Source organism: Koromonas humicola (assembly GCF_059726255.1).
This window is the reverse complement of record NZ_AP040873.1, coordinates 1,887,217-1,912,138: the sequence shown is the minus strand read 5'-3', so window position 1 is coordinate 1,912,138 and position 24,922 is coordinate 1,887,217. Positions and strand designations below refer to the sequence as shown.

Annotated in this window: 24 protein-coding genes; 7 read left to right on the top strand and 17 right to left on the bottom strand. The window is 53.9% G+C overall.

Annotated features, from left to right (window positions below; all coding sequences use genetic code 11):
* Positions 1 to 92: 92 nt before the first annotated feature.
* Positions 93 to 296 carry a DUF3079 domain-containing protein gene (locus AC6IZD_RS08285; RefSeq protein WP_497787217.1) on the bottom strand — a complete coding sequence of 68 codons (204 nt, stop codon included), beginning with the start codon at positions 294 to 296 and terminating at the stop codon, positions 93 to 95.
* A 206-nt stretch (positions 297 to 502) separates the two neighbouring features.
* Positions 503 to 2,803, bottom strand: coding sequence for a beta-glucosidase BglX (gene bglX, locus AC6IZD_RS08280; protein ID WP_497787216.1), 2,301 nt, complete (start codon positions 2,801 to 2,803; stop codon positions 503 to 505).
* An 86-nt stretch (positions 2,804 to 2,889) separates the two neighbouring features.
* Between bglX and AC6IZD_RS08275 the strand changes: the two genes are divergently transcribed.
* Positions 2,890 to 3,660 carry an aldo/keto reductase gene (locus AC6IZD_RS08275; protein ID WP_497787567.1) on the top strand — a complete coding sequence of 257 codons (771 nt, stop codon included), beginning with the start codon at positions 2,890 to 2,892 and terminating at the stop codon, positions 3,658 to 3,660.
* A gap of 35 nt (positions 3,661 to 3,695) precedes the next feature.
* On the opposite strand, the gene AC6IZD_RS08270 is transcribed toward AC6IZD_RS08275, so the two are convergent.
* On the bottom strand, positions 3,696 to 3,929 hold the full coding sequence (locus AC6IZD_RS08270) for a hypothetical protein (protein ID WP_497787215.1): 234 nt from the start codon (positions 3,927 to 3,929) through the stop codon (positions 3,696 to 3,698).
* Between the two features lie 200 nt (positions 3,930 to 4,129).
* Here AC6IZD_RS08270 and AC6IZD_RS08265 point away from each other — a divergent pair, with 200 nt between their 5' ends.
* Positions 4,130 to 4,477 (top strand): hypothetical protein, encoded by a 348-nt coding sequence (locus tag AC6IZD_RS08265; RefSeq protein ID WP_497787214.1) that lies wholly within the window; start codon positions 4,130 to 4,132, stop codon positions 4,475 to 4,477.
* Positions 4,478 to 4,490: 13 nt separating this feature from the next.
* On the opposite strand, the gene AC6IZD_RS08260 is transcribed toward AC6IZD_RS08265, so the two are convergent.
* Positions 4,491 to 5,615 (bottom strand): ATP-dependent DNA ligase, encoded by a 1,125-nt coding sequence (locus tag AC6IZD_RS08260; protein WP_497787213.1) that lies wholly within the window; start codon positions 5,613 to 5,615, stop codon positions 4,491 to 4,493.
* Between the two features lie 55 nt (positions 5,616 to 5,670).
* On the opposite strand from AC6IZD_RS08260, the gene AC6IZD_RS08255 reads away from it, so the two are divergent.
* Positions 5,671 to 7,428 (top strand): RecQ family ATP-dependent DNA helicase, encoded by a 1,758-nt coding sequence (locus AC6IZD_RS08255; RefSeq protein WP_497787212.1) that lies wholly within the window; start codon positions 5,671 to 5,673, stop codon positions 7,426 to 7,428.
* Between the two features lie 6 nt (positions 7,429 to 7,434).
* Here the strand turns inward: AC6IZD_RS08255 and AC6IZD_RS08250 are convergent, their stop codons facing one another.
* From AC6IZD_RS08250 to AC6IZD_RS08235, 4 genes are read right to left on the bottom strand one after another with little or no spacing between them, the layout of a single operon-like run.
* Positions 7,435 to 10,263, bottom strand: coding sequence for a hsp70 family protein (locus AC6IZD_RS08250; protein ID WP_497787211.1), 2,829 nt, complete (start codon positions 10,261 to 10,263; stop codon positions 7,435 to 7,437).
* 6 nt (positions 10,264 to 10,269) lie between these two features.
* Positions 10,270 to 12,111, bottom strand: coding sequence for an Hsp70 family protein (locus tag AC6IZD_RS08245; protein ID WP_497787210.1), 1,842 nt, complete (start codon positions 12,109 to 12,111; stop codon positions 10,270 to 10,272).
* 36 nt (positions 12,112 to 12,147) lie between these two features.
* A complete protein-coding gene (locus AC6IZD_RS08240; protein WP_497787209.1) occupies positions 12,148 to 12,702 on the bottom strand; it encodes a DUF2760 domain-containing protein in 555 nt (184 codons plus the stop codon).
* Positions 12,703 to 12,704: 2 nt separating this feature from the next.
* Positions 12,705 to 14,348: a hypothetical protein gene (locus AC6IZD_RS08235; protein ID WP_497787208.1), complete on the bottom strand. Its 1,644-nt coding sequence runs from the start codon at positions 14,346 to 14,348 to the stop codon at positions 12,705 to 12,707.
* Positions 14,349 to 14,861: 513 nt separating this feature from the next.
* Between AC6IZD_RS08235 and AC6IZD_RS08230 the strand changes: the two genes are divergently transcribed.
* Both AC6IZD_RS08230 and AC6IZD_RS08225 read left to right on the top strand, forming a co-directional pair.
* Positions 14,862 to 15,143 (top strand): VOC family protein, encoded by a 282-nt coding sequence (locus tag AC6IZD_RS08230; RefSeq protein WP_497787207.1) that lies wholly within the window; start codon positions 14,862 to 14,864, stop codon positions 15,141 to 15,143.
* 138 nt (positions 15,144 to 15,281) lie between these two features.
* Positions 15,282 to 15,569, top strand: a complete 288-nt coding sequence (locus AC6IZD_RS08225; RefSeq protein WP_497787206.1) for a hypothetical protein — start codon at positions 15,282 to 15,284, stop codon at positions 15,567 to 15,569.
* A 296-nt stretch (positions 15,570 to 15,865) separates the two neighbouring features.
* Here AC6IZD_RS08225 and AC6IZD_RS08220 read toward each other — a convergent pair whose 3' ends face one another.
* Both AC6IZD_RS08220 and AC6IZD_RS08215 read right to left on the bottom strand, forming a co-directional pair.
* Positions 15,866 to 16,393 (bottom strand): ComEA family DNA-binding protein, encoded by a 528-nt coding sequence (locus AC6IZD_RS08220; protein ID WP_497787205.1) that lies wholly within the window; start codon positions 16,391 to 16,393, stop codon positions 15,866 to 15,868.
* Positions 16,390 to 16,686: a GlsB/YeaQ/YmgE family stress response membrane protein gene (locus AC6IZD_RS08215; RefSeq protein WP_497787204.1), complete on the bottom strand. Its 297-nt coding sequence runs from the start codon at positions 16,684 to 16,686 to the stop codon at positions 16,390 to 16,392. Before AC6IZD_RS08215 ends, AC6IZD_RS08220 begins: the two co-directional genes overlap by 4 nt.
* Positions 16,687 to 16,817: 131 nt before the next feature.
* Here AC6IZD_RS08215 and AC6IZD_RS08210 point away from each other — a divergent pair, with 131 nt between their 5' ends.
* Both AC6IZD_RS08210 and AC6IZD_RS08205 read left to right on the top strand, forming a co-directional pair.
* Positions 16,818 to 17,480, top strand: a complete 663-nt coding sequence (locus tag AC6IZD_RS08210; protein ID WP_497787203.1) for an HAD family hydrolase — start codon at positions 16,818 to 16,820, stop codon at positions 17,478 to 17,480.
* A gap of 36 nt (positions 17,481 to 17,516) precedes the next feature.
* Positions 17,517 to 18,836: a flavin monoamine oxidase family protein gene (locus AC6IZD_RS08205; RefSeq protein WP_497787202.1), complete on the top strand. Its 1,320-nt coding sequence runs from the start codon at positions 17,517 to 17,519 to the stop codon at positions 18,834 to 18,836.
* A 12-nt stretch (positions 18,837 to 18,848) separates the two neighbouring features.
* Here AC6IZD_RS08205 and AC6IZD_RS08200 read toward each other — a convergent pair whose 3' ends face one another.
* The 7 genes from AC6IZD_RS08200 to nrdR all read right to left on the bottom strand — a co-directional run bounded on the left by AC6IZD_RS08200 (position 18,849) and on the right by nrdR (position 24,852).
* Positions 18,849 to 19,280 carry a DUF420 domain-containing protein gene (locus tag AC6IZD_RS08200; RefSeq protein WP_497787201.1) on the bottom strand — a complete coding sequence of 144 codons (432 nt, stop codon included), beginning with the start codon at positions 19,278 to 19,280 and terminating at the stop codon, positions 18,849 to 18,851.
* Between the two features lie 8 nt (positions 19,281 to 19,288).
* Complete coding sequence (locus AC6IZD_RS08195; RefSeq protein WP_497787200.1) at positions 19,289 to 20,059, bottom strand: ABC transporter permease; 771 nt, start codon at positions 20,057 to 20,059, stop codon at positions 19,289 to 19,291.
* Between the two features lie 95 nt (positions 20,060 to 20,154).
* Complete coding sequence (locus AC6IZD_RS08190; protein WP_497787199.1) at positions 20,155 to 21,183, bottom strand: ATP-binding cassette domain-containing protein; 1,029 nt, start codon at positions 21,181 to 21,183, stop codon at positions 20,155 to 20,157.
* A gap of 29 nt (positions 21,184 to 21,212) precedes the next feature.
* On the bottom strand, positions 21,213 to 22,148 hold the full coding sequence (gene cyoE / locus AC6IZD_RS08185; protein WP_497787198.1) for a heme o synthase: 936 nt from the start codon (positions 22,146 to 22,148) through the stop codon (positions 21,213 to 21,215).
* Between the two features lies 1 nt (position 22,149).
* Complete coding sequence (locus tag AC6IZD_RS08180) at positions 22,150 to 23,091, bottom strand: COX15/CtaA family protein (RefSeq protein WP_497787197.1); 942 nt, start codon at positions 23,089 to 23,091, stop codon at positions 22,150 to 22,152.
* A gap of 169 nt (positions 23,092 to 23,260) precedes the next feature.
* Positions 23,261 to 24,307 (bottom strand): isocitrate/isopropylmalate dehydrogenase family protein, encoded by a 1,047-nt coding sequence (locus AC6IZD_RS08175; protein ID WP_497787196.1) that lies wholly within the window; start codon positions 24,305 to 24,307, stop codon positions 23,261 to 23,263.
* Positions 24,308 to 24,342: 35 nt separating this feature from the next.
* Entirely contained in the window at positions 24,343 to 24,852 is a 510-nt protein-coding gene (gene nrdR / locus AC6IZD_RS08170; RefSeq protein ID WP_497787195.1) for a transcriptional regulator NrdR, read from the bottom strand.
* Positions 24,853 to 24,922 lie beyond the last annotated feature (70 nt).

Sequence of the window (24,922 nt, the reverse complement as noted above, 5' to 3'; positions counted from 1 at the left end):
GCTGCAACGCCACGTCCCGGCGCCGTACAATGACTTCACCTCGATGGAGCCGTCAGGCTAATCCATGTGCAGTCGAGTTTTGGGACGGGAGCTTACTTCAGGACGGGAAGCTGTGTATTAGAACTCGCTTGGTCGCGTTCCTCTGCCCACTCAAGCCAGTCTTCGCCAAAGAGTTCGGCGGGATGCTGCGTACGGACGGTGCCGTTCCCGCAACAGAGATTGTCGGCTGGGCAATATTTCTCACAACCCCAACAGACGCGTTCCGGATGTTGCGGATGAAGTGGGATCTTGGCCATGGCAGTACACCTCTCTGTGCGCATTGGGGACGCGCTTCGCTTAGCGTGCGCGAGTGTCCCCCATTTGGAATGCCTGGTATCAAGTTACATAAGATCTTTAGGCAGTGCCTATGACTAATGTCACGCATGTTGCATGTTGAAAGAAGCACGTAAATGAGAAGGGCCCAGGATGAACCTGGGCCCTCTTTCGCCCTTCGTTATTGAACCTATTTGACAACTTGGAATTCAGAATGAAGGCTGGCCCTGGAGTCGTCTCCTATCCAGACATCAAACTTCTCGGTTTCGACCACCCAGTCCTTTGTCTCTGGGCTCCAGAACTTCAGCTCTTCTTTTCCGAGCGTGAATGTAAGTGTCTTCTTCTCGCCGGGTGCAAGCGACACGCGCTGGAAGCCCTTGAGTTGACGAACAGGCCGAGAAGCGGAGCCGGCACGTTGGTGAATGTAGAGTTGCACTACGTCGTCTCCAGCCAGCTTGCCCCTATTCTTAACATCAACCGAAACCTGCAATGGCTCTTCAGGTTTGATCGACGGCTTACTGAGAGTTAGCCCAGAAGTTTCGAAGCTGGTGTAGCTTAGACCAAAACCAAACGGGTACAGTGGCGCAGTGGATTCATCCCAATAGAACGAGCGATACTGCGGCGCTGTTTCGGGTAGCTGAGTGAGATTCTTGGAGTAGTGCATTGGGAGTTGTCCGACGGTGCGCGGCCAAGATACCGGCAGCTTGCCACCGGGATTCACGTCGCCAAAGAGTACATCGGCAACCGCATTTCCGCCCTCAGTTCCGGGGAACCATGCATTCAAGATTGCGGGAACATGTTCGGACGCCCAAGTAATATCCAGCGGACGTCCGGCCATGATGACGAGAATCATGGGTTTGCCTGTGGCGACCACGGCTTCGAGCAGTTGCTGCTGATTGCCTGGAAGCGTGAGGCTCGCACGTGAAGCGGCCTCACCGCTCATGTTGGGCTTTTCTCCAAGAACTACAACCGCCAGATCAGCCTTCTGGACTGTCTCAACGGCTTCGTCTTGCATCTTCTTGATCTCGGCCTGATTTAGACGCGGCTCTTCTGGCTTACCCTCGAACAATTCAAATATCTGTTGATACTTGCGTTGCATGTCGCCGCCCTTGGCGTACTCGACGCGGGCGTTTGGAAGCTTAGCCTTGATACCTTGAAGCACGGTGACTCCCGGGGCGCATCCGTTCACTGTCCAGGATCCGAGCATGTCACGCGCTGCGTCCGCCATTGGCCCCACAACTGCGATGGATTTGATGTCGTTCTTCAGCGGGAGCATGTTGTCCGCATTGCGCAGCAGAACCATTGAACGTTGAGCAGCCTCGCGGGTAGCTTTGCGATGCTCGGGATCGTTCTGGATTGCCTTCATATTCGCGAGGTCGCCATACGGATGTTCGAATAACCCCATTCGCACTTTGACGGCGAGGACATTACGTACCGAGTCGTCGATCACGGACATCGGAATCTTGCCGTTCTGAACGAGCTTTTCGAAATTCCTGAGGTAGGTCTGCGAGCCCATATCCATGTCTACACCGGCGTTGAGTCCCCGGTAGGCAGCATCCTCAACGTCGCGCGCGTAACCATGCGCGACAAGGCTAAAGACAGCAAATGCGTCGCTGATTACGAATCCCTTGAATCGCATATCCTGACGAAGGACGTCGTGCAAGAGCCAGCGATTTCCGCTCGCTGGTACATCATTAAAATCCATGTAGGCGCTCATGACAGTGCCGACTCCAGCATCTACTGCAGCCTGAAAGGGGGGAAGGTACACATTGCGGAACTGCATCTCGGGGATGTACACGCCGTCGTAGTCACGCCCGCCTTCAGCCGCGCCGTATCCGGCAAAATGCTTAACGCTCGCCAGTACATGATTGGGAGTTCCCAATTGTGGGCCTTGAAAACCGAGCACCTGCGCACGGGCCATAGCGGCTCCGAGATATGGATCTTCACCGGCACCCTCGATCATGCGCCCCCACCGTGCGTCGCGAGCAATGTCGACCATTGGGCCAAAACTCCAGTTGACTCCGGCTGCAGCGGCTTCTTTTGCGGCGATTCCCTGGGACCTCTCCACTAGCGCGGGATCCCACGATGCGGCCATACCTAGCGGATTGGGAAATGTGTTGTTGTACCCGTGAATGACGTCGTAACCAAACAGAAGTGGAATCTTGAGGCGGCTCTCCTCGACTGCAATTTTCTGAAGTTTATTGATGAATACGGGATCCACTGTCCAAAGGACCGAGCCAGCTTCGCCTGCACGTATGTGGTCCTCGGGCTTGCCAAATTCGCCGCCATCTCCAGCGCCAAGTTGCGTAAGTTGCCCGATCTTCTCGCGCAGCGTCATTTGTGTGAGGAGCGCCTCGACCCGGGCGTTCACTTCTTTATCGTTGATGGTGGTTCCGTGCGTGGTCTGCGCGAACATACAAACTGATGCGCACAGCAGGGTCAAATAGAGGATTACCGTACGACGAAAGCAAAAGGAACGAACGTATGCCATCGCTGCTCCAAGCAGATAATTGCCACTAACGTGGCGCTGATGATGAATGTCCCCTGAATTAAAACACATCGAGAGCTGCACAAGGGATCAACTTCTTTGACAATTGCTGGGACTACAACGGAGGCGAAAGCGAGATCAGACTCGGACGGGCGCTTCATGAATCTGGTTATAGAAAGAAAGCGTTCGTGATGACAAAGATCGACGGGCGGAATAAGACGTCCGCTTCGAACCAACTCGAAGAATCTCTGAAGCGTTTGCAAACAGATCACATCGACCTTCTACAGTTTCACGAAGTGATTCGGGACAACGATCCCGATCGGATCTTCGCCCCCGGTGGAGGAATGGAGGCGGTACTTGAGGCCAAGAAAGCGGGGAAGGTCCGGTACATAGGCTTTACGGGGCACAAGAGCCCTGAAGTTCATCTGAAAATGCTGTCCGTTGCGGACAAACATAGGTTTGTGTTCGATGCCGTCCAAATGCCGCTGAATGTAATGGACCATCACTTCAGCAGCTTTGAGGGCAAGGTGCTCCCAGCATTGCGGCAGAAGAACATCGGTGTGCTGGCAATGAAGTCGATGGGCGACAGCATCATTCTGCAGAGTAAGACTGTAACCCCGGTTGAGTGTCTTCACTACGCCATGAACTTGCCTACGAGCGTCGTGATTACGGGTTGCGACTCGATGCAAATTCTACAGCAAGCGCTAGATGCGGCAAGAGGCTTCAACCCTATGTCTGAGAAGGAAGTTGCAGAACTGCTCTCGAAAACCGCCAAGGTGGCGCAATCAGGTCAGTATGAGCTGTATAAGACTTCGCACCACTTCGATGGCACGTATCAGAATCCACAGTGGCTCGGGTGACTATGTCGGAGCAAGACCTTGATTTCCACTGAGTGTCACTTCGTGGATTGTCGATAAGAAACAAGCTCCCATACGCCTTCGGGCACGCAGTGTTGCTTCGAAAGTATGTAGACGTTGCCGTCATTGGCTCGCACTTTGTAGAAGGATTTGTCCGGGCCATACCACTGATCAACAACCTCTTCGACCTGGTACTCGTGTTGATCCAGACTAAAGCGTGTTGGGTACTCTTCCGCTTTCCATCCTTCGTAGCACGATACGTGTAGCTTCATCTCGAATTCCAATCTCGACTGTCACGTGGGCGAATAGTGCTTATTGAGCGCTATTTGTCCCTGAATCGCTGAGAACGGCTTCTAGTACGCCGGTTCAAAGCTGCCTGTTGATTGGATGCGAGTGAATCGAGACGTGACAGAGGCTTGCCTATCATCCATTTACGCGTGGCAACGTGCCAGCGCGGAGCACCATCTTTAGCATGATGACTTTTAGACAACCTGAAGACGCTGATTCGGGGAAAGGGGCCGTGGAAGTAGACAGGCCCGAAGATGTAGCTGAAACCAATATGGCGAAAATGGATGCGCAGCTCGACCACCGTTTTCAGGATCCCATGAACAAGTCATTTGACGCAGGAATGGCCGAGGCTGGACAAACACCGGAGTACAGTATGGAGAGACAAGGGGAAAACGAACTTCTCAAGGACACTGGAGAGTACAAACGCGACCGCGATAGTGATGCGGACGCTGAAGCCGACATGCAAGACCAGGACCCGGGTGATCGCCAGAAGAGGAATCAACAGAGCGAGGAAGATCCTCTAGCGGCGTGAGCCGGAGCTTATCTTAGGCCACCAACAGGTCATCAACTGAACCTCTGCTCGTCGCTGGCGTCTGAACCTGTTCAAGCGTGCATTCCTCAGGACGCTTTTCCGGACGCCAGCGAAGAAACTTGGTACCGTGGCGAAATCTCCCGCCTGAAAAGTGATCGAAGCTTACTTCTGCGACTAAAGTAGGTGCGAGCCGCTCCCATTGACCGCTACGCTCTGTGCTCCATCGACTAGGCCCACCCGGCGCATTTCCTGTGAATCCCGATCCGCCCAGATACGGCTTCAGTAAGTCCATAAGCTGTGCGCGTTGAGCACCGTTGAAGCTCGATGTGAAGCCAACGTGATGAAGTAGGCCGCTCTGGTCATACAGTCCGAGCAACAGTGAGCCAACGACCTCGCCTTTGCTTGCGAATCGAAATCCGCCGACAACACAATCGACGGAGCGAATGCGTTTCACCTTCAGCATTGCGCGCTCACCCGACTTGTAGCTGTCCAGAAGACGCTTTGCGACCACACCGTCACAGCCAGATACCGCAAGCTCGGCAAACCAGCGGCGAGCAGTCGAAAGCTCCGTCGTAGCAGCCGAGAGCTTCAGAAGTGACGAATCGGCAAATCGGCTAACGAACTGTAAGAGGTGCTCGCGTCGCTCTTTAAGAGCAAGGTCGAGCATTGGCGTTCCTTGGTGGTCGACAAGGATATCAAACAGCAAATATGAGCAGGGTGTTTCCTTCGAAAGCTTCTCGATGCGACTGTTGGCCGGGTGAATTCGCGTCAGAAGGTCCTGAAATGAGAGGCGACCATCGCGGAAGACGACAATCTCTCCATCTACGACGAAGCGTGTGGCCTCGAGTTGAAGCAACGCATTTACCAACTCAGGAAAGTATCGCGTGAGTGGTTGGCCCGATTTTGATTGAAGCACCACCTGCTGTCCATCGCGGAAAGCAAGACAACGAAAGCCGTCCCACTTAGGCTCGTACTGCCATTCTGATCCAGGAGGAATGTCGCTGACGTTCTTGGCTTCCATGGGCGGGAACGGTGGCTGAATAGGAAGGTCGAGGGTAGGGAATTCCGCATCGAGACTGGTTGCAGGCACGGCACCGTCCGCAATTGTGTCTGTCGCTTGCTTGCGCGATCTAGGCATGAGGAGTTGGATGCTGGCTAAAGTTCAAATACCACGCATCTAACGAAGTTCACTCATGCCACAGAAATCGAATTCCAAAAGAAGAGAAGTAAGCGTCAGCTGGTCGCGACTTCATCGCGAGGCCGCGGACCGATTCGGAGTCGAGAGCTTTCGTCCAGGTCAGCGCGAGGCGATCGAGGCAGTTCTGAATGGATATGACACATTCCTGATTATGCCGACGGGAGCCGGAAAGTCACTCACCTATCAGCTTCCGGCATTGTTTACGCCAAAGACAACGGTTGTTGTATCTCCGCTCATTGCACTAATGCAAGATCAACAAGAGAAGGCCGAAGCTGCAGAGATCGGAGCCGCGACCCTCAATTCGACTTTGACCAAGACTGAGACAAACGAGGCAATCGGGGAGATACTTGCCAACGAGCACGATCTTGTTTATGTCACGCCTGAGCGACTGGAAAACCCGGACTATCTCGACCTGCTGAGAAGAACAGGCGTTTCACTCTTTGTTGTTGATGAGGCACATTGCATTTCGCAATGGGGACACGACTTCCGTCCAGCATATCTGGCTCTGCGCGATGCCATAGAAGCCTTGGGGCATCCTCCAGTTCTTGCGCTTACAGCCACCGCGCCACCGCAAATAGCTGAAGACATAGTTAAACAACTTGGGATGACGCGGCCAGTCATCATCAACACCGGGCTCGAACGCCCGAATCTATTCTTCGAGGTATTCCGAACCGTCAATGGCGAAGCTAAGCGGGCCAGAGTGCGCAAACTCGTGGAGGAGAGCGATGGCGTAGGTATCGTCTATACCGCGACCGTGCGACTCGCGAATGAACTCTGCAAGTGGCTTAAACAAGAAGGTGTGAACGTGGGGATATACCACGGCAAGTGCAAGATTAGAGATCGGGAGCAGACACAGCAACGCTTCATGAACGATGAGTTGAAGGTGATCGTTGCTACCAAGGCGTTTGGATTAGGAATCGACAAGAGCAATATTCGATTCGTCGCACACTACAATTTCCCTGACTCGCTGGAGAGTTATTACCAAGAGGCTGGAAGGGCAGGACGCGATGGAGAGCAAGCGCAATGTGCGCTCCTGTATCGTCTGGAAGATCGGCGCATACAGGGTTACTTTCTCGGCGGCAAGTATCCTCGCAGGGAGCACTCACTCAAGGTCTATCAGACACTTCAGGCAATGTCGCAGCAGAATGGCGGCGAAGTGAAACTGGCCGATTTGGTAACCGCATCGGACTTGCCGGAGCGAAAGGTGAAGGTCATCGTTGCACAACTCGAAGCCACTGGCATCATTGCGCGAAAGAATCGGCTGATCACAAAGAGGCGTGACTTTGCCGACAGCGACGAGCTAGACCTGTTTCTATGCGAGCACGAGCAACTGGCTAACTCTGATCGGGACCGTCTGCGTGCAATGATGGATTATGCAGAGACTGCAAGGTGTCGAACTGCTTTTCTACGAAACTACTTCAATGACACTGAGGAGTTGCCAACCGAGCACTGTGGGCATTGTGACAACTGCAAATCTGCTGCATCGACGAGTGAAGCCTCGAAACCCGATTCTCATATTGCTCCGCATCCAGGCGAGTTCTGCGCCGTAGCCTTCGACTCAACCTCGCCGATTGGAAAGGCTCCGACATCCCTAAGAGCAGCTGCACTCAATTCATTCAACATTGGAGAACATGTCAAACATAAGAAGTTTGGCAGTGGGGAAGTCGTCGAAATCAATGGCAGAAACGTCACCGTTCGGTTCCCCCCTGGCGTGAAGCAGGTGCGCGGTGAGTTCCTTGAAAGAGCTGCTTGACATTGGCTAAGCGAACTTCGAAGTGTCAGGACCCCAATCCTGAAGGGCGGGGAGTGACAGGAGGCAGCGTGATGAGCTAACCAGCTCTAGGCCGATCGGGAGTGGCTCACCAAAGCTATTCGTGGCATCAGAGCGGTCCGGAGGCACGTACGTTGCGAGAGGAAGGAGCTGCTCGTCTGATCCTCCCATTCGCTTCAGTTGTTCGCTCATTCGCGTACGAACGTCAAGATCGAGATCGCGTGATGCGTCGTCGCACACGCGGGCGAGTGCAACCGCCGCATTGAGATATGCGTTTGCTGGGAGCTGGTTGTTCATCTTGAGAAGAGTGTTTATCCATTGGGTAGTCGTTTCGGCTGGAACGACAGAATGCATTGGTCCATAGAGAGGAATGCGGGCCCCAAGTCGGCCGAGGCACCAAATCCAGATGGCATCGTGTGGGTCTGCGACAAGCTTTGCAAGAACCGTCTTAGCAAGTGCAGCGCGAGTCCGCCCAGGAAGATGCTCTAGGCTAGCCAGCAGTCTCCAATGCTCATATTCGAGTTGCCGGTTTCGTCGAGTAGGTTTGGTATCAGCTTCGGTTGCTAGTTGACGGTAGAGAGCTTGTTGCGTGCTCGAGCTCAGCCCACCTGCGACTCTGCGTAACATCACCAGTCGTTCAATCTGGCGCTGCAGCTCGTTTCGAAAGATCGGCGGATTTGCAGCTATGTCTTGCAGTCTGCGAATCCGCGAGGAATCACCGGGGGCTCCGAATCCAGGTCGGAGACAAAAGCCCGTCAAACTTAGCCAGCGCACCTCGTGCTTGTGCGACATGCTCCGGTGTTCCATGTTCTCCAGCAAAGTGTCAGTCAGCCTGCGAAGTATTGAAACATCCCACCCCTCTCTCTTTTGTTCGAGCACTGTTTCCAGTTCCGCTACCACGTACGTCGGGTCACCTTTTGAGGGCGGGGCAAATGTGCTTCGAATGAGTGCAATAGCGGGATCAATTGCTGACTCAGAGATCGTCGCGAGGTCTGCATTCGTGCTGGTCCGCTTGGTCGGTGTTGTTTCGGCGTTGTCCCCACGGAGTTCAAACTGCAAACGCCAGCGGTGCGAGGAATCGCGCGACTCGCACCAGAGTTCGAGCGTTCCGACTTCAGTAAGGCTGGCCCGAAGGCGAATGGCTAATTGGAGTTCCCGCAACTTCTTTCCGTACCGCAGTACGGCCACGAGCGGAGCGTGGCGATGTGTCGAGCGTGGGTCAAGCCACACCTCCTGCCCAAGTGTGCCGTGCTGCGTAAGAGAGCTGTAGAGCCTAAACGAGACTGGGCGGTTGGCGAGGACAGAGAACTCTCGATTCAGTGGTGGAAGTGTTGTGCCAGCTTCAACTTCCGCAGGAAGAATGCAAGTTGCCTTTAGTCCCGAAGCGTTCTCTTCACCAATGTAGTAGCTCCTTGCACTCCCAACTCGAATGCGTTGGCCAGCGCCGCGGCGAACGCTTCCATAGTAGGCTGCGCCCCGAGCCACAGCGCTTTCCGCTTGCGGGTTGTCGAGAACTATTAGACGCGACTCAGTAGAGGTGTCGTGAAACCAGCGTGTAACTGCCTGCACAATCCGGCTACGTACAACTTCAGGTATGCAGAACCCGCCATTAAAGAGCACAGCATTCGGACGAATAAGACGTTGCTCCGCGCCGGAGGCTGTCGCGGCAACTGATTGCCGCAGAAAGGCAGCGAGATGTTTTGTGATAGCAGGGTCCGCAGCATACGGCAGAGCCAGCTCTCGCAGGCCGATCAAGCGAGTCTGAACTGGCATGTCATTCGGATCTGTTAAAGGCAAAAAACCATTGAGCAGAATCTCAAGAAGTTCGTTCTTAGCTAGCTCGACACTCTGAGCTTGCCCTACGACCGAGCTGCCACTGCCTAGGAGTGTTATCGGTAGGCGCTGTAGAGAATCATCTCCAAGCAATCGTTCTTTTGCGGCGGAACATAGTGATCGAAGAGCATAACGCTGTCGCATGGTGAGTCGAAGGCCTTCGAACTTGTGCTCGACATGTCGCGCTAGTGCCAGGTCAAGATTGTCTCCGCCAAGCAATAGGTGCTCACCTATAGCAGTTCTTTCGAATCGGATTTCTCCATTCAGGTCATACGCACGAACAAGACTGAAGTCGGATGTGCCACCACCGATATCGCAGATGAGCACCAGGTCGCCATCTTTGATTTGCTTCGACGTGCCAGCCTGCGCTTCGATCCAGGAGTAGAAGGCGGCAATAGGTTCTTCTAGAAGCGTGAGATGGATGATCCCCGTGGCGTGCGCAGCCTCTACTGTCAGTTCACGTGCTTCTTCATCGAAAGATGCGGGGACGGTGAGGACTATTTCCTGCTTCTCAAAGCGGCCTGTCGCATCGCGATTCATCGCACCATTCCACGCGTCGCGCATGTGCATGAGATAGCGTGTGGATGCTTCGACGGGAGAGATCATCGGCTGTGGGGGTTCAGCTTGGGACGGAAGGATTTTTGCGCGACGACTAACGGCGGCATTCGACAACCATGATTTTGCTGAGGAGACTTGGCGGCTTGGAACTAACGCCCCGTGTTCGCGCGCGAGCAGGCCCGTCACCATCGGGGGATCTTCATCCCAGGTGGCACTCACCGCCCCAGTTGATGTTTCAGCTTCGGTCGGAAAGTACAGAAATGAGGGTAGAGACGCTAGCGCTCGGACCTCGCCTTGTGCCACCAATTGAGGAATAGGGAAGACGTGAATGGCTGCAGAACGTCCTGTGTCCTCGTGCGTATCGATGTACGCAAGTACAGAGTTTGTAGTCCCAAGATCAATTCCGATGACGTATCGGGAGGCCATTCGGGTTTACCTTGGGGTCTTTTCTCGAATGTTCAGCTCTAGTTTCCAACGCTGCGAGCCATCTCGGGAGACGCACCAGATCTCCAGCGTACCGAGTTCGTTGATGCGAGTCTCAAGGCGCACTGGTACTACCGTACCTTGCTGCCCGTCCATTCGCAGAGTGACCTCCATGGGACTGAGTTCTTCGATGTCGCTTCCCCAGTCTTCCAGTAGGGTTCCGACTTGGTCCAGCTTCCTGATAGTTGAGCTTAAGAAGCGAAACTCGGCAGGTTCACCTACAACAAGTCCAAACTCGCGATTTGGAATCATGGCTTCAGTGCCCTCTTCCATTCCAAAGGGAACTACGCAGAGGGCCTTTATTGGCGCTTCCATGCCAGGTATTGCTGGCATCGCGCTTTCAATTCCGATGTAGTAGGTTCTCGAGGCTCCACTGCGAATGCGAACTCCGTGGCCCCGACGAGCTCTGCCGTAATACGCAGCACCGCGCGCAACCGCATGCTCCAGATCTGGTCCTTGGAGGATGTTCTCCGGTTGCAGAACTTCGAATCCCTCGGCATCTAACCAGCGATTGAGTACATCAACTATGCGATTCCTCAGAATGGACGCCTTCATTACCCCGCCATTAAATAGCAGGTGGGTAGGACAGGCCATTCCATTTCGCCCGCGGCGAATGTCTTGAGCTTCAGGGCTCATGCGCGCTTGCTCGGACAAGAATCTGGCTAGATGTTTCGTAATGGCAGCATCGGCTGCGTAGGGTAGACCTAGTTCCTGGAATCCGACACGGCGTTGTCGCATCGGCATCTCATCGCTTGAAACTCTCGGGAAGAAGCCTTCAATCAAAACTGTATCAAGATCAGTACGTGCAAGCTCCGTCTTTATCGTTCCGCCTATGAGCTTCGACCCTTTACCTAGTAGCGTGATCGGGAAGGTATCAAGCTCCGGAGACTCGAAGAGGTTCTCCTTCGCGATGCGGCTTTGGTGCCACAGACCGTGCAATTGCCAAGTGTCAATATGGTATCCGGACTCGGTGAGCCTTTGTTGCAGCATGCGTGCCAACATCAAATCCATGTTGTCGCCGCCGAGCAAAATGTGATCACCCACCGCAACACGTTTCAGCACAAGTTCGCCTTGGTCCTCCGATACAAGAATCAGACTGAAGTCCGTCGTGCCACCGCCAATGTCGCAAACTAGAACCAAATCGCCCGGCTTGATTCGGTCGCGCCAATTCTCGCCCTGACTTTCAAGCCAGGCATAGAACGCGGCTTGAGGCTCTTCAAGCAAGGTTACTTGGGCGAAGCCTGCCTGCTCGGCTGCACGCCTCGTCAGTTCTCGCGCTTCCTCATCGAAGGATGCAGGGACCGTGAGCAGTACATCGTGCCCAGAAAGTGGTTCACCGTTGGATACAGCTCCTTGAAGCCACACTGTATGCAGGTATTGAAGATATTGCGACGAGGCATCTAGCGGAGAAATCTTAGGCACTTCATCCGGCGCTTGCCACGGAAGGATCGGCGCACTGCGATCCACTCCGGCGTACGAAAGCCAAGACTTTGCCGAAGCAACAAGCCTGTTCGGGCTTTCAGCACCACGCTTGCGTGCTAACTCCCCGATGAGGAACGGCGGTTCCGCTTGCCATGGGAGTGCAATGCTACCTTTCGGGAAGTCGAGTTCTCCGGGGATGTACAAGAAAGATGGAAGCAACGTGCGATTGGTAACTTCATTGGGATTTACAAGCTGCGGAATCGCGTGAACTGCAATTGTGCCGTTCTCATCTGGTGTGCTTGTATCGCAATACGCCAATGCCGAATTTGTAGTGCCCAGGTCGATGCCAACGGTGAACTTGGCAGCCACTTTAGATTGTCCTTTCCTTCCAAACCCAAAACAGAATCACGGGAGCTCAATCTCTGCAGGCGCGACAATCATCCGTCCAGAGCCCTGCGGCAGTTGAGGCAGATTTAGTTCTTTGACTCGCCAGCCTTTGTGTCGCAGTATCCCGTGAATTGGAGGCCTGGCAGCGACGTTCCCAACAACTTTGATGGCAGCCGCGTCGAAACTGGAGTCTACTGCGACAGGCTTGCCTTCTTCAGAATTCAGAACTGGCTCAAGCTTGACGTATTGCTCGATCACCTGCCGGCATGTGTCATGGATACTGCGAACAGCGGCACCGAGCTGGGCATCGGGGTACGGCGAAATGTTTTCGGAGAGAAAATCGATGAGCCGCCCCTCGCGCTGCAAAAGGGCGAGCATCTGAACTGCTCGATCGTAATCCGGAGCATTCGATTCTCTAGGTGGCGCGGCAGTCGGAATGGGCGAGTCCTGTTCTTTCGGTTTTGAAGCGCTCGCTCCACAAACCTGATCTGCAATGTCCGCTGGAATTTCACCATCAAATAGTATGGAAAAGAAGCAGCGAAACGCGAAACTTACTCGCTCCCAGCCTTTCATAGCTACTCCACATTCAAGAAGAATGGCGCCACTATATACCGGCGCCGAGTTCCGAGATAATACGCGCTCGTCGTAGTCCCGATCAACTGCGTGGATAGGAAGCCGTGCGTCTTCACTGAGGTCTGCACCTCAGTTGCGCGCTTTTGTCCATTCTTTCCGGATAGCCCGTAAACTACGATCTGTGCGGGTCCTGTTTGCATTGCGGCTGGATAGCCCGTTTCTGGCGCGAACGTTGCCATATAGACCTTCCCGTTGGCGACAGTTGGCGGGCAGTACTTAGCGAAGTATCCCAGTCTGTCGGCCACATCCATTTCGCTGTTCCAAAGTTCGCGGTTCAGATTGGTCGCGTCGAAGGCACGCAAAATGCCAGGAACATTCTGCCTGTTTGCATTCTCTTTCAGCGGCATAGACGCCCAAATGATGGCAGAGCCAACCTTCGTTGCGTCCGATGACAGGGCGAGGATTCCCCCGGGCATTGATGTTTCCATTCCAGGCAGGGGGAGCGGAGCAGACGTGCGACTCTCGCCCTCTCGCGAGAATCTGCCGTTCGCCAACCTGAACGACTTCAGCGTCTCCATCTCTGGCCAGATGTACATCCTTAAACCGTCCTGCGCAGGCCAGATTACCGGAGCCGCATGCAGGTGGTGATAACAGTTGCTGCAAGCCTTCGGTGCATTCAGAGGCAATGTAGTAACCTGCAGTTCCTGCACCACCTGATCCTTTTCGGCTTGCACTGTCGCGCTCAGTGTTCCGAGATGATTGGCAGCGAGCACGTAGAGCTTACCTTCTTTGCCGCCTCCGACTAATAATCGCGAAGGGAGCAAGACAACTCCGGTTGAGCCGATGTCCAGATCCTGAGTGTCGAGATCCTTGTGGTTCCACGGCGTAAACCAATCCAGGACTTCGAGGTTTCTGTTTAGCTTAAGGAAACTGTCGCTGAAGTTGCGCTTGCCATTCCATGCTCCATCACCGGTCGCGAGGTAAATGGCGCCAGTTTCGTCAGCGGCCAATCCTGCGCCAGACTGCCATATGCCGCCCCTATTCCATTCATACGTTTCGCGGTCCGCAAATTCTGTCGCCAATTCATCATCACGATCAGGGGTGGAGCAAAAGATAACAGGCGAATCACTGATCGAGCTTTCATCGTAGCGAAATATCCAACCGTGGAACGGGCCAGCATCCCCGTGTGATCCGAACGCGACATATAAATAGCCGTGCGAAAGCAGCAGTCCGGGCCGGTTAAGTTGCAGAAAGGCATTGAAAGTGACGTACCCGTTACGCGCATCTGATGCGGTGCCGTGAACTCGGCCTTCTATCTCGACCGGAGCTTGCACATCAGCTCCAGTTTTGAGATGAAGAGCGTGCAGACGATAACGGTAGGTCGGAACTGAAGATGACTCCTGCTTTGTTTTCGCAACCACAAAAATCGTCTCGGTTGCGATATCAATCGCAGGTGTGGAGGTTATTCCAATGTCTGGATAGAGATCCTTGTAATTCCAGCTATTGCCCATTTGAAGTGGACCGCGTCCAAACAACGTAATGTCGAGCGCTGTTACAGAATGGCCGAGATTTCGCGCCCAGACTTGTTCGCCAGTGTTTGCGTCGAGTCCATAAACGTTATTCTTCTCGGTGGCGACGTAAAGCATATCTCGAACTACTCCGGACTTGAGTTCGAGATTTGACACCACCAAGGGTTGGGCAAACACATTGCCGTCCACCGCTATCGAAAAGAGTTTTCCAAAGCTCTTCGAATGTACATTCGAGGCATTCAGAACAGTCTCAGATAGATTGGCGCCTGTTCGTGCATTGTCGTATCGCTGCGTAAGAACGCTGACCTTATGGACTGGTGATGCACCTGTCACAGGAGCAGCGAATGCTAGTACGCTGCAAAGACACAGGATGAACGGGGATGCATGGAACTTCGGCTTTTTCTTTTGGGCCAGCACTGTGATTTTGGCTAAGCAGGGGATCGCTGCAAGATAGCCTAATCACTTAGGTGTTCAGAGTACTCTGTGCGTTGTATGCTGCCCCGTCATGACGCAGGGCTATACTGGATGGCGTAAGACGCTGTGAATCCGCTGAGCGCACTCGATGAATTTTCACGAATATCCCTATTCCTTTGGTTCGACTCCCGCGCCGAAGAGGCTGTCGAATTCTATTTGAGCATCTTCAAAAACTCGCGGCGCCTGGAAGAGGTAAGAAGTACTGCAGAGACCGGAAGCGAACCGGGAACAACTCTCACCATCGCATTCGCACTTGATGGGCAGAAGTTTACTGCAATCAATGGCGGCTCGATGTTTAAGTTCAATGAAGCTGTCTCCTTTGTCGTGCGCCGTGACTCTCAGGCGGAAGTGGACGAATACTGGACGAAGCTGTCGGCAGGCGGAAGCGAGGTGCAATGTGGATGGCTTAAGGATAAGTTCGGCCTGTTCTGGCAATAGTGCCAACGCATCTGCCTGACCTCATATAGAACCCCAAAGCGATGGAAGCGATGCTGAAGATGAAGAAACTAGACCTCGCGGAGTTAGAGCGCGCTGCGGCACAATCCCCAGCCAAATAGAATAGACAGGAAAACTTAAATGTTGCGCCAGCTTGTAAGAATGGCCGCATACTTCGTTATCGGCTTGGTGCTGTTTTATTTCGCAGATTGGATCGTTTTCGAGGTCCGCTTATCTCGAGGTACAGGCATGTCCAGCGTTGAGGTTGAGCAGTATCTCAGGACTGAATTAAAGGGCAACAAGGTTGAATACGACTATCTCGGGACCAAAGATCAGAGCTGCTCGCTCACCGCCCTTCCTCAATATGCAGGTTCAGCCCTGAACCCACCTTGCTGGTGGCTGGAGCGTCACAAACAGAGCTGGCAATAGACCACGTTCGGATATCGGCATCCGTGTTCTGACACTGCTGATGTGCAGGAACCAGCGCGCAGACGGCCCGAGTTGACACGCGAAAATTGTTGTAGCCGTACGTCCGCAAAACACGTCTATTGTGCTTTGAACTCTGCACGCCGAAACCGAATGCGCAAGACGTCTGACCACTATTATGACGATATGGATAATCGCCGCTTTAGTCGTCGTTGGGGGGCAGATAACGTTTGCAGTTATCTTTTGGACGTGCAAGGACGACGGCGCAATCCACCCATCCTACAGGTGCGGTGACAATCTCAACGGCGACGAGTGTACCCGAGATGTTCCGGATAGGGATAGACGTCTTGCGAGTTGATGCAGTTGACAAGCTTCCTCAGCGTTTTGAGGCGATACTCGATCTTGTCGTATACCGCTTTACTTACCACATGGCGCTCCAGCAGTTCAGAAACTCGGGTATAAGGGCGATGGGAGATGATCTTGTCGGCGGTGGTCTCCGTCATACCCGGAATAGAGACAAGCTGTTCTTTGCCGGCGGTGTTTAGATCCAGAGTTTTGTCTCTCGTCCAGCCTTCGCGAACGCCCTGAGCAATAGCCTTTGTGTCGCGTTTGATTTCTGCGGTTGCAACGGCAGCCTTCTCTCGCACAGCCGCAGGGTTGTCGCTTTTGGTCGTGCATGCGATTAGAGAGAGTGCGGGAACGATGCAGGCGAGGAACACGAAGATGTGTGTTATGGAGTGGGGAAGGGTCGTAAAAGAGAGCCATCCCTGGAATGCACGATCGTCGCTGCTTCTTAAAGATGGCCCTCTCGTGCTATTGCGTGTCATGCTGCGCGGCGGATGTTTGAGTCTTTATCGCTCGAGAGCTTTGTACTGCGCCTTCCAGTGATCATGCGAATGAGCCACGTCAGAATCACGGCGCCTACGATGGCCACGAGAGTCGTGTACAGTATTCCACCTTGGCCAGCGAAGCCCAAGCTCCTCATGATAAAGCCACCAACGAGTGCTCCGACGATTCCTACGACGATATCCATGATCACGCCGTATCCGGAACCCTGCATCAGCTTGCCGGTTGCCCATCCCGCGATCAAGCCGACGATAATCCACGACAGAACTCCCATAGTTTTCCCCCTTTACGTTGTAGGATGCGACTCGATGAAACTGGATGCTTCCCGTTGCCATCTGAACCTAAGCTCTGTTCATTCTTCGGAGACGTGCTCTTGAACAGAAACCCGGAAGGCTGGTGAAGTCAGTGGCTGAAATACTGCTAAGCGATATAGATGGCACTCTCGTCGACAGCAATGCGCTACATGCAGAGGCATGGAGACGGGCGTTCGAAGAATTTGATATTCAGGTCGGAATGGATGAAATTTTGCGCCAAATCGGAAAAGGTGGAGATCAACTTATTCCGGTGTTTGTTGGTGAAGCGGATAGATCACGCATTCAAAAGCCACTCGAGGAACTGCGAAAGAAGATCTTCCACGACGACTACATGCCTCGAATCGTGCCATTTGCAAGATCATGCGAGTTGCTTAAACGAGTCCGTGAGCAAGGAATGAAGCTCGCCCTTGCTACTTCCTCGGACGAGGAAGATCTCAAGACTTACAAGGACATCGTTGGAATGCACGATTTGGTTCAGGAGCAATCTTCAAAGGGTGATGCGCAACATTCGAAGCCAGAGCCAGACATCTTCGCTGCTGCGCTTGAAAAAGCAGGTGTGAGCGCGAAGCTCGCCGTAGCTTTAGGTGACACGCCATACGATGCCGCAGCGGCAGGAAAGCTCGGAATTCCAATCATTGGCCTCACATGTGGTGGCTGGAAGCGTAACGACTTGATGGAGGCCGGGTGCGTAGAAGTATATCGGGATCCATCGGACCTACTACAGCACTTCGATAACTCATACCTCGTTAGGTGACTCTGCAACGGCGAACGTGAAAGGCTGAACATCACTATGCCCACCGAATCTCCGGACGTCCTGATCATTGGCGCTGGCATAGCAGGGTTGAGCGCAGCGCATCTTCTCGCGGAATCGGGCGTTCGGGTCACGATTCTCGAGGCTCGGCACCGCATCGGCGGTCGTATATGGACCATAGAACCGTCACACGGAACTCCTGTCGAACTCGGGGCTGAGTTCATCCATGGACGTCCACGGGAGATATTCGAAGTGGCTGCAGCAGCGAATCTTAATGTTGTTGAGTTCGACGGTACGTCATGGGTGCAGACGAGTAGTGGATTGCAGCGATGCGACGAATTGCTTGATCACACGCAGAGCGTTCTAAACAGAATTGAGGATCATGGTCCTGACCGCTCCTTTGCGAACGTTCTAGGCGGGAACGAGAGTGACAGTGACGACGCGAAGCTTTGGGCTCTGAACTATGTAGAGGGCTTCCACGGGGCATTAGCCGAACGCATCAGTACACATTCTCTTGTTCGCGGAATGCGAGCCGAGCATGCTGTGCATGGTGAGCAAACCTACCGAATCAAGGATGGATACAGAGCTTTGCTGCGAGTGATTGCGGACACTTTGCCAGCAGAGAGTGTAAAGGTCGAACTATCGACGACAGTAACGTATGTTGAGTGGAGAAAACACCAAGTCACAGTCTCCGCTCTGCGAGGAGGTAGCGCTGTAAAGTACTCCGCACCATACGCAATCATCACGCTTCCACTCGGCGTGCTTCAGGCGCCGCGCGAAACTCCCGGAGCCGTACAATTCGACCCAGCACTCGAAGAAAAGTCCTCGGCGTTGAGTCTCTTGTATATGGGGCAAGCAATTCGCATCTCGCTTGTCTTTGATACTCGGTGGTGGGAGGAATTGTCGTTTCGTGGGGGTGAGCTTCAAGACATGGCGTACATATTCTCGCACCAGGAATGGTTTCCAACGTGGTGGACGCGTTCTGCTTCAGCCCCATTGCTCACAGGGTGGGCTGCTTCGCGCCGAGGAGAGCGCCTGAGTAACAGGTCGGACTCGTTCGTTTGCGCTAAAGCTCTCTCCTCACTGTCATCGCTCTTTGGAACGTCGGAGGACGCATTGCGCGGACATCTGCGTAGCTCGCACGTGCACGACTGGCAGTCTGATCCTTATTCACGCGGTTCATACAGCTATGTTGGGGTCGGCGGCGAGGACGCGCAGTCGGAGCTAGCGCAGTCGCTCATGGATACCTTGTTCTTTGCCGGAGAAGCTACAAACACTGATGGGCACCATGCAACTGTACACGGCGCCATTGCGACCGGAAGGCGAGCGGCGCGTGAGATCTTGATCCATGTGACTTAACCCAACCGTGTGTCAGACTCGCCAAAGGTGGTACAAGAGCCAGTAAATCACTACGCCTGTTATCGACACGTACAACCAAAGCCAATACGTCACAGGCGCAATCTTCACATGCTTCGCATACTGTCCCCGAAGCCCGCGAGATAGGCTCAGAAATATGAGCGGCACGATCACAACCGCGAGAATGGTGTGACTCGTGAGCAATGTGAAATAAACAGGCCGACGCCATCCTTGTCCCGCAAAATGCAGGACCCCAGCATGTGCGTGGTAGTAGAGATAGCAGATCAGGAATACGACGGAAGTAAAGAAAGCCGCCAGCATCGTGCGCTTGTGTGCAAGCACTCTACGATAGGTTATGAAGCGCCTTGCCGTGACTAGCAAGACCGCAGCCGTTCCATTCAGCGTAGCGTTAATAGCAGGGAAGTATGACAGTGCTGAGGTTTGCATGTGAATCCTTATGCGGCCGGCCTTGTGGTACGTCGGTTCGCAACAAGAAATGCTAACGCAAACATTACAAGCGTAAAAGCGATTAGAACCGGAAGACACTCGCGCAGCGGAAACTCTGGGGATGCTGACGCAGGGAAGAGTAGGTTTCGTAGTGCTTCGGTTCCGTAGGTCAGTGGATTGATCCTCATCAGAAACGCCATCCACGGCGAGGCGCTACTTACTGGAAATAGTGAACCAGAGAGGAGCCACAACGGAATCAGAAACAAATTGATGATGGCGTGAAATCCCGAAGTGGAGTCCATGGGCCAAGCGATAATGAATCCGAGTGCCGTCAGCGAGAACGAGACAAGGAAGATATCGAGCATGACTAACACAAACTGACCGATCGTGAAATGAATTCCGAGCACGGGCGCCAGTAACAGGAACATAAGGCCTTGCAAGGTCGCCAGAGTTGTTCCACCGAGCACTTTTCCTAGAACGATGACGGACCGGTGAACGGGAGCAACGAGCACAGACAGCAAAAAGCCTTCATTCCGGTCTTCTATCAGCGACATCATTGCGAAAATCGATGTAAAGAGCACGATCATCATCAGTGCGCCGGGAAAGAAGAAATGCAGATAATTCTGACTTGAGCCCGTAGAGGGATTTCTAAATGAGTTTCCGAATCCAGCGCCAATCACGATCCAGAAGAGCAAAGGGGACGCGATTACGCCCACCACCCGGCTCAGATTGCGATAGAAACGCACAACTTCGCGTCGCCATAACGAGAGGGCAGGCATTACGCTAAACGTATTTGAGGCAACAGGCGCAGTGGGTACAGGGGGTCTGGATACGGAACTAGAGGTGAGTTGGGTGGCCAAGGAGTTATCCGTCCTCACTGTTTCTTCTTGGAAGATTTTGCTGCACGCACTTCCAGTCCCTGAGCGTCCTCATTCCAGAAACGATGCCCTGTACGGCGGATGAAAACGTCTTCTAACGTTGGCTTACTGACGCTGACAGCAGCGATCTCGCCCGGGAAGCACTCCACTATCTCCGTAACGAAGCGATGTCCCGTATGGCGTTCGATGCGTACGCGTCCGTCATCCAGGACCGCGGCGTCCACTCCGAAACGTTCGGCAATGGAGGCAGAAAGTCGCTGCGGATCACGCGTCTCCAGCAGAATGATGTCTCCACCGATCTCATTCTTCAGTTCACCAGGCGTGCCGAGAGCAACCAGATTGCCATGGCTGAGGATGGCCAAACGATCACACTTTTCAGCCTCCTCCATCAAATGCGTTGTGACCAGAATGCTGACTCCCTCCTGGTCACGCAATATCTGAAGGTATTGCCACAGGTCGCGTCTAGCACCCGGGTCCAGGCCCGTGCTGGGTTCGTCCAGCAGCAGGACTTGCGGATGGTGGATAAGTCCCTTTGCCAACTCTAGGCGCCGTTGCATTCCACCCGAAAACGACTCAGCCCGATCTTTAGCCCTGTCCGAGAGTGAAACGCGGGCCAGCATTTCAGACACGCGCTGTTTCAGCGCACGGCCGGTGATGCCATACAGGTGTCCCACATGAATCAGGTTCTCTTCGGCAGAAAGCTTTACATCGATGCTGCGGGACTGAAACACAACTCCGATTTGCCGCCTCACACCGCTCGGGTCTGCCGCAACATCGTGCCCCAGGATCAACGCGCGGCCCGCGCTGGGCAGCATCAGCGTCGAGAGAATACGAAACATCGTGGTCTTACCGCTTCCATTCGGCCCCAGCAAGCCGAAGATCTCTGCCCGATTGACTTGGAAAGACACTCCGTTCAACGCGGCTCGATCGCCGTATTGGTGACGCAGCCCTTCAATCCGAATGACTGTGTCTCTTTCGGTGGCCGATGTAGAGGCAAACTCCTGTATTTGTGTCTTGCTGGTCAAAGCATTACCTCGTGCTAAGCAGTCGAAAGTTAGCTGGCGCTGTTCAGCATCATTAGTGCAAACAACAACGGCAGATACGTAACACTTGCCTTCAGCAAGGAGCGGGCCAGAACCTTGGAACGCGGGGTTGAGGGAGGCAGGCACTCTCTCCAGATTCGCGCACAAAAGTAAAAAAGGCCGAGTCCCAGAACCGCAGAGCCGACAAAGTACGGTAATCCCGCCATTCCAAGCATCGTCGGGGCAAAGGTTGTTGGAAGCAGAGCCGCGCCATACATCAGGATTTGCCGGGCAGTTGATCGCCCATCTGTTTCTACAACGGGCAGCATGCGAATTCCCGCTCGCGCGTAGTCGTCACGATAAAGCAGGGCAATGGAATGGAAGTGAGGGAACTGCCAGAAGAAAACGATGGCGAACAAGACCAGCGCTTCGATCTCAAGTTGCCCACGCGCCGCTGTCCATCCCAGTACACCGGGCATTGCTCCAGGGAAGGCTCCTACGAACGTGCACAAGGGACTGATCTTCTTCAGCGGGGTGTATAGCAGCAGGTAAGAGGCCGCCGTCAGCAGCGTTAACAGGGCCGTTAGCGGATTTAGCATCACCGCAAGCACCGTTGCACCGGAGATCGTCAAAAGTGCCCATATAGCGAGAGCGTGATTAACGCTCATCGACTGCTTGACCAATGGGCGAAGGGCAGTGCGACGCATGAGCGCATCACTCTTGCGCTCAATAATCTCGTTCATGCAGGCGGTGCCGGCCGACAACATACCAATGCCTGCCAACGCCCAGATCAGCTTGATGCTGATTACCGGCATGCCGGTCTTGTGTTGCCCAAAGTAGAATCCGCACCATGCCGTGATTACGACCAGTGTGGTTACGCGAACTTTGGTGAGCTCTGCATAGTCACGCATTACATCTGCAAAGCCGCGTTTAGGGAACGTGAGGGTCTGAACCGGTGCTGTCGTCATACTATGCCGTTCTGCCTGCAGAGCTTAGCTCCACGACATTATCGAGTTGATTGCTCCGCGGATCGAGATGTCTATGAATCTGTATGGCGAGAGTCACTGTGGTCACCAATAGCAATGCTCCGCAGGCCACGTGTGCAACGGTGAATCCAACAACGCTGGCCAATGGTGCAGCCGCGTTCTGGCTCCAAAGCACCCGAGCGGCGTAGCTGGCCAGCCCTAGACCGATCTGAATCATGAGCAGAATTATCAGAACTGTTGCTGGCTTCCTCAGTTGCCCGTTGCTTCGATGTCGCCTCAGAGTCGAGGAGCTAGTCCATCCCACGAGTACGAATACCAAACAAGCGCCGATGAGATGAGGAAGAAGGCGAATGCCTGAGTGTCTGAATGCAGCCCCCATGATCAACTGCAGCCACACCGCAGCGACAGTAACGATTGAGAGCTTCGAGAGCGGGATACCACTGGGCGAATCGGCGTGCTTTTCTGGCGAAGTGACCCAGTCTTTGCTGGTGAAAAGCGCTATGCTGACCATGATGCAGAAGAAGGTCTGCCCAAGCGTTGCGTGCGCGGTTGAGACCGCTGGCGGAAGATAGAACAACACTGTAAGCCCACCCAGGATTCCCTGCGCTATGACGGTGCCCAAGGCACTCCAGCCGAGGATCCGCATCCATCGTCGCTGGTCCACCTTCTGCGTCCAAAACGCCGTCACGATCGTGAGCAAGCCAATGAACTCTGCCAGCATGCGATGACCGTGCTCAAACTTTACTCCGCCTACGAGAGGGGGAATGCGGTAGAGAGACCCGAACGAAGTGGGCCAGTCGGGCACAGAAAGTCCTGCATCGTTGCTCGTGACTAACGCTCCCGCAACAATCAGCAGAAAGACGCAGCCTGCGGCAAAGACGGTGAATCGATGGTGCGCGCGATTATATGGGGTACTTTGTGCCATGAGGTCTAGAGTCATGGATTGCAGAGGACGGCGCGTACAACTTCTGGGCCCCGAAACTCAGGCGTTCCATTCTAACTGCACAAGAAAGAAGATGATAAATAGACGGTTAACGATGCAGGAGTCATGTACCTGAACCGCAAATTTCCTCTTTTGCCGTTTTATTCCGGAACTAGACTGGGTTAGTTTCCTTGGCGGCTTGCTCGCGCCATGCGTCGCTTTCCATGGCCGCTATGACGGCATCGGCGAACTCCGATGTACTCGCCGTCCCGCCCATGTCACGCGTGATGGCCTTTCCCTCGCGATACACGGCATGCACCGCGTACTTCACTCGGTTGGCTGCATCCTGTTCCCCGAGATGACGCAACATCAGGATGCCCGATCGCGTGATCGCCGTAGGGTTGGCTATGCCTTTGCCAGCGATGTCGGGAGCTGAGCCGTGGACTGCCTCGAAAATCGCGCACTCCTGACCAATGTTTGCCCCTGGAACTAGGCCGAGCCCGCCCACGAACGCTGCACAGAGGTCGCTCACGATATCGCCGTAGAGGTTCTCCAGCAGGAGCATGTCGTACTGGTATGGATTGGTGACGAGCTGCATGCAGGTGTTATCTACGATGTGCTCACCATACGAGACTTCCGGGTAATCCTTCGAGACATTGCGGGAACAGCGAATGAATAATCCATCCGACATCTTCATGATGTTCGCTTTGTGGATTGCGTGGATCTTCTTTCGCCCAAACTTGTGAGCATACTCGAATGCCCAACGAGCGATGCGAGTGGAAGCTTTCTCTGTGATGATCTTCAAGCTTTCGACCACGCCAGGAACCACTTCATGTTCAATCCCAGAGTAGAGCCCTTCAGTGTTCTCGCGGATGATGATCAAATCAACGCCGGGATATCGCGTGTTGACGCCTGGGAGATTGCGAATCGGGCGGAAGTTGCAGAATAGCTCGAACTGCTTCCGCAACTGCACGTTGATGCTGCTGAATCCGCCCCCAACCGGCGTGGTGACTGGGCCCTTCAATGCTATGCAGGTGCGCTCGATGGATTCGGTAAGTTCCTTGGGAATGTACTCGTGGTACTTCTCATAAGCGTCTTTTCCTGCCGAGAAGCTTTCCCATTCAAACTTGATTCCAGTGGCCTCAAGTATTCGGACGGCAGCAGCTGTAACTTCGGGACCGATTCCGTCGCCCGGAATCAAAGTGACCTTATGCGCCATTCACTTTCACCTGAACGAATTCTGAAATTTTGCCGCTATCTATCTTTGGCCTGATCGGCCGCCATCAACGCTGCTTTTGCCTCGCGCACATCCTTCGAGCGAAGCAAATCCTGTAACTCCGACATGAATTCGTGCACATCTTTGAAATCGAGGTAAACGCTGGCAAACCGTACGTATGCGACTTTGTCGAGGGTCCGCAGCCGATTCATGATCAATTCGCCCAGTTCGCCCGTTCGGCGCTCACGCTCTGGCGAGTCAATCACAAAGCTTTCGGCGTCGTTCACAATTTGTTCCAGCTTGCTTATTGGAACTGGGCGTTTTTCGCATGCCCGAAGAAGTCCGCTCAGTATCTTTTGGCGCTCAAATTTCTCGCGCCGCCCATCTTTCTTCACCACCATGTACGGAATCTCGTCAATCCGTTCATAGGTGGTAAAGCGCTTTTCACAACGCAGACACTCACGGCGGCGGCGAATCGATTCGCCTTCCTTGCTTTCTCGAGAGTCAACGACCTTGTCTTGATCAAATCCGCAAAAGGGACACTTCATGGTGCTATCGCCGCAAACCGTTGGCTGCGCAGCCTTTCTAACGAGCAAACATGCACGAAAACATGTGACA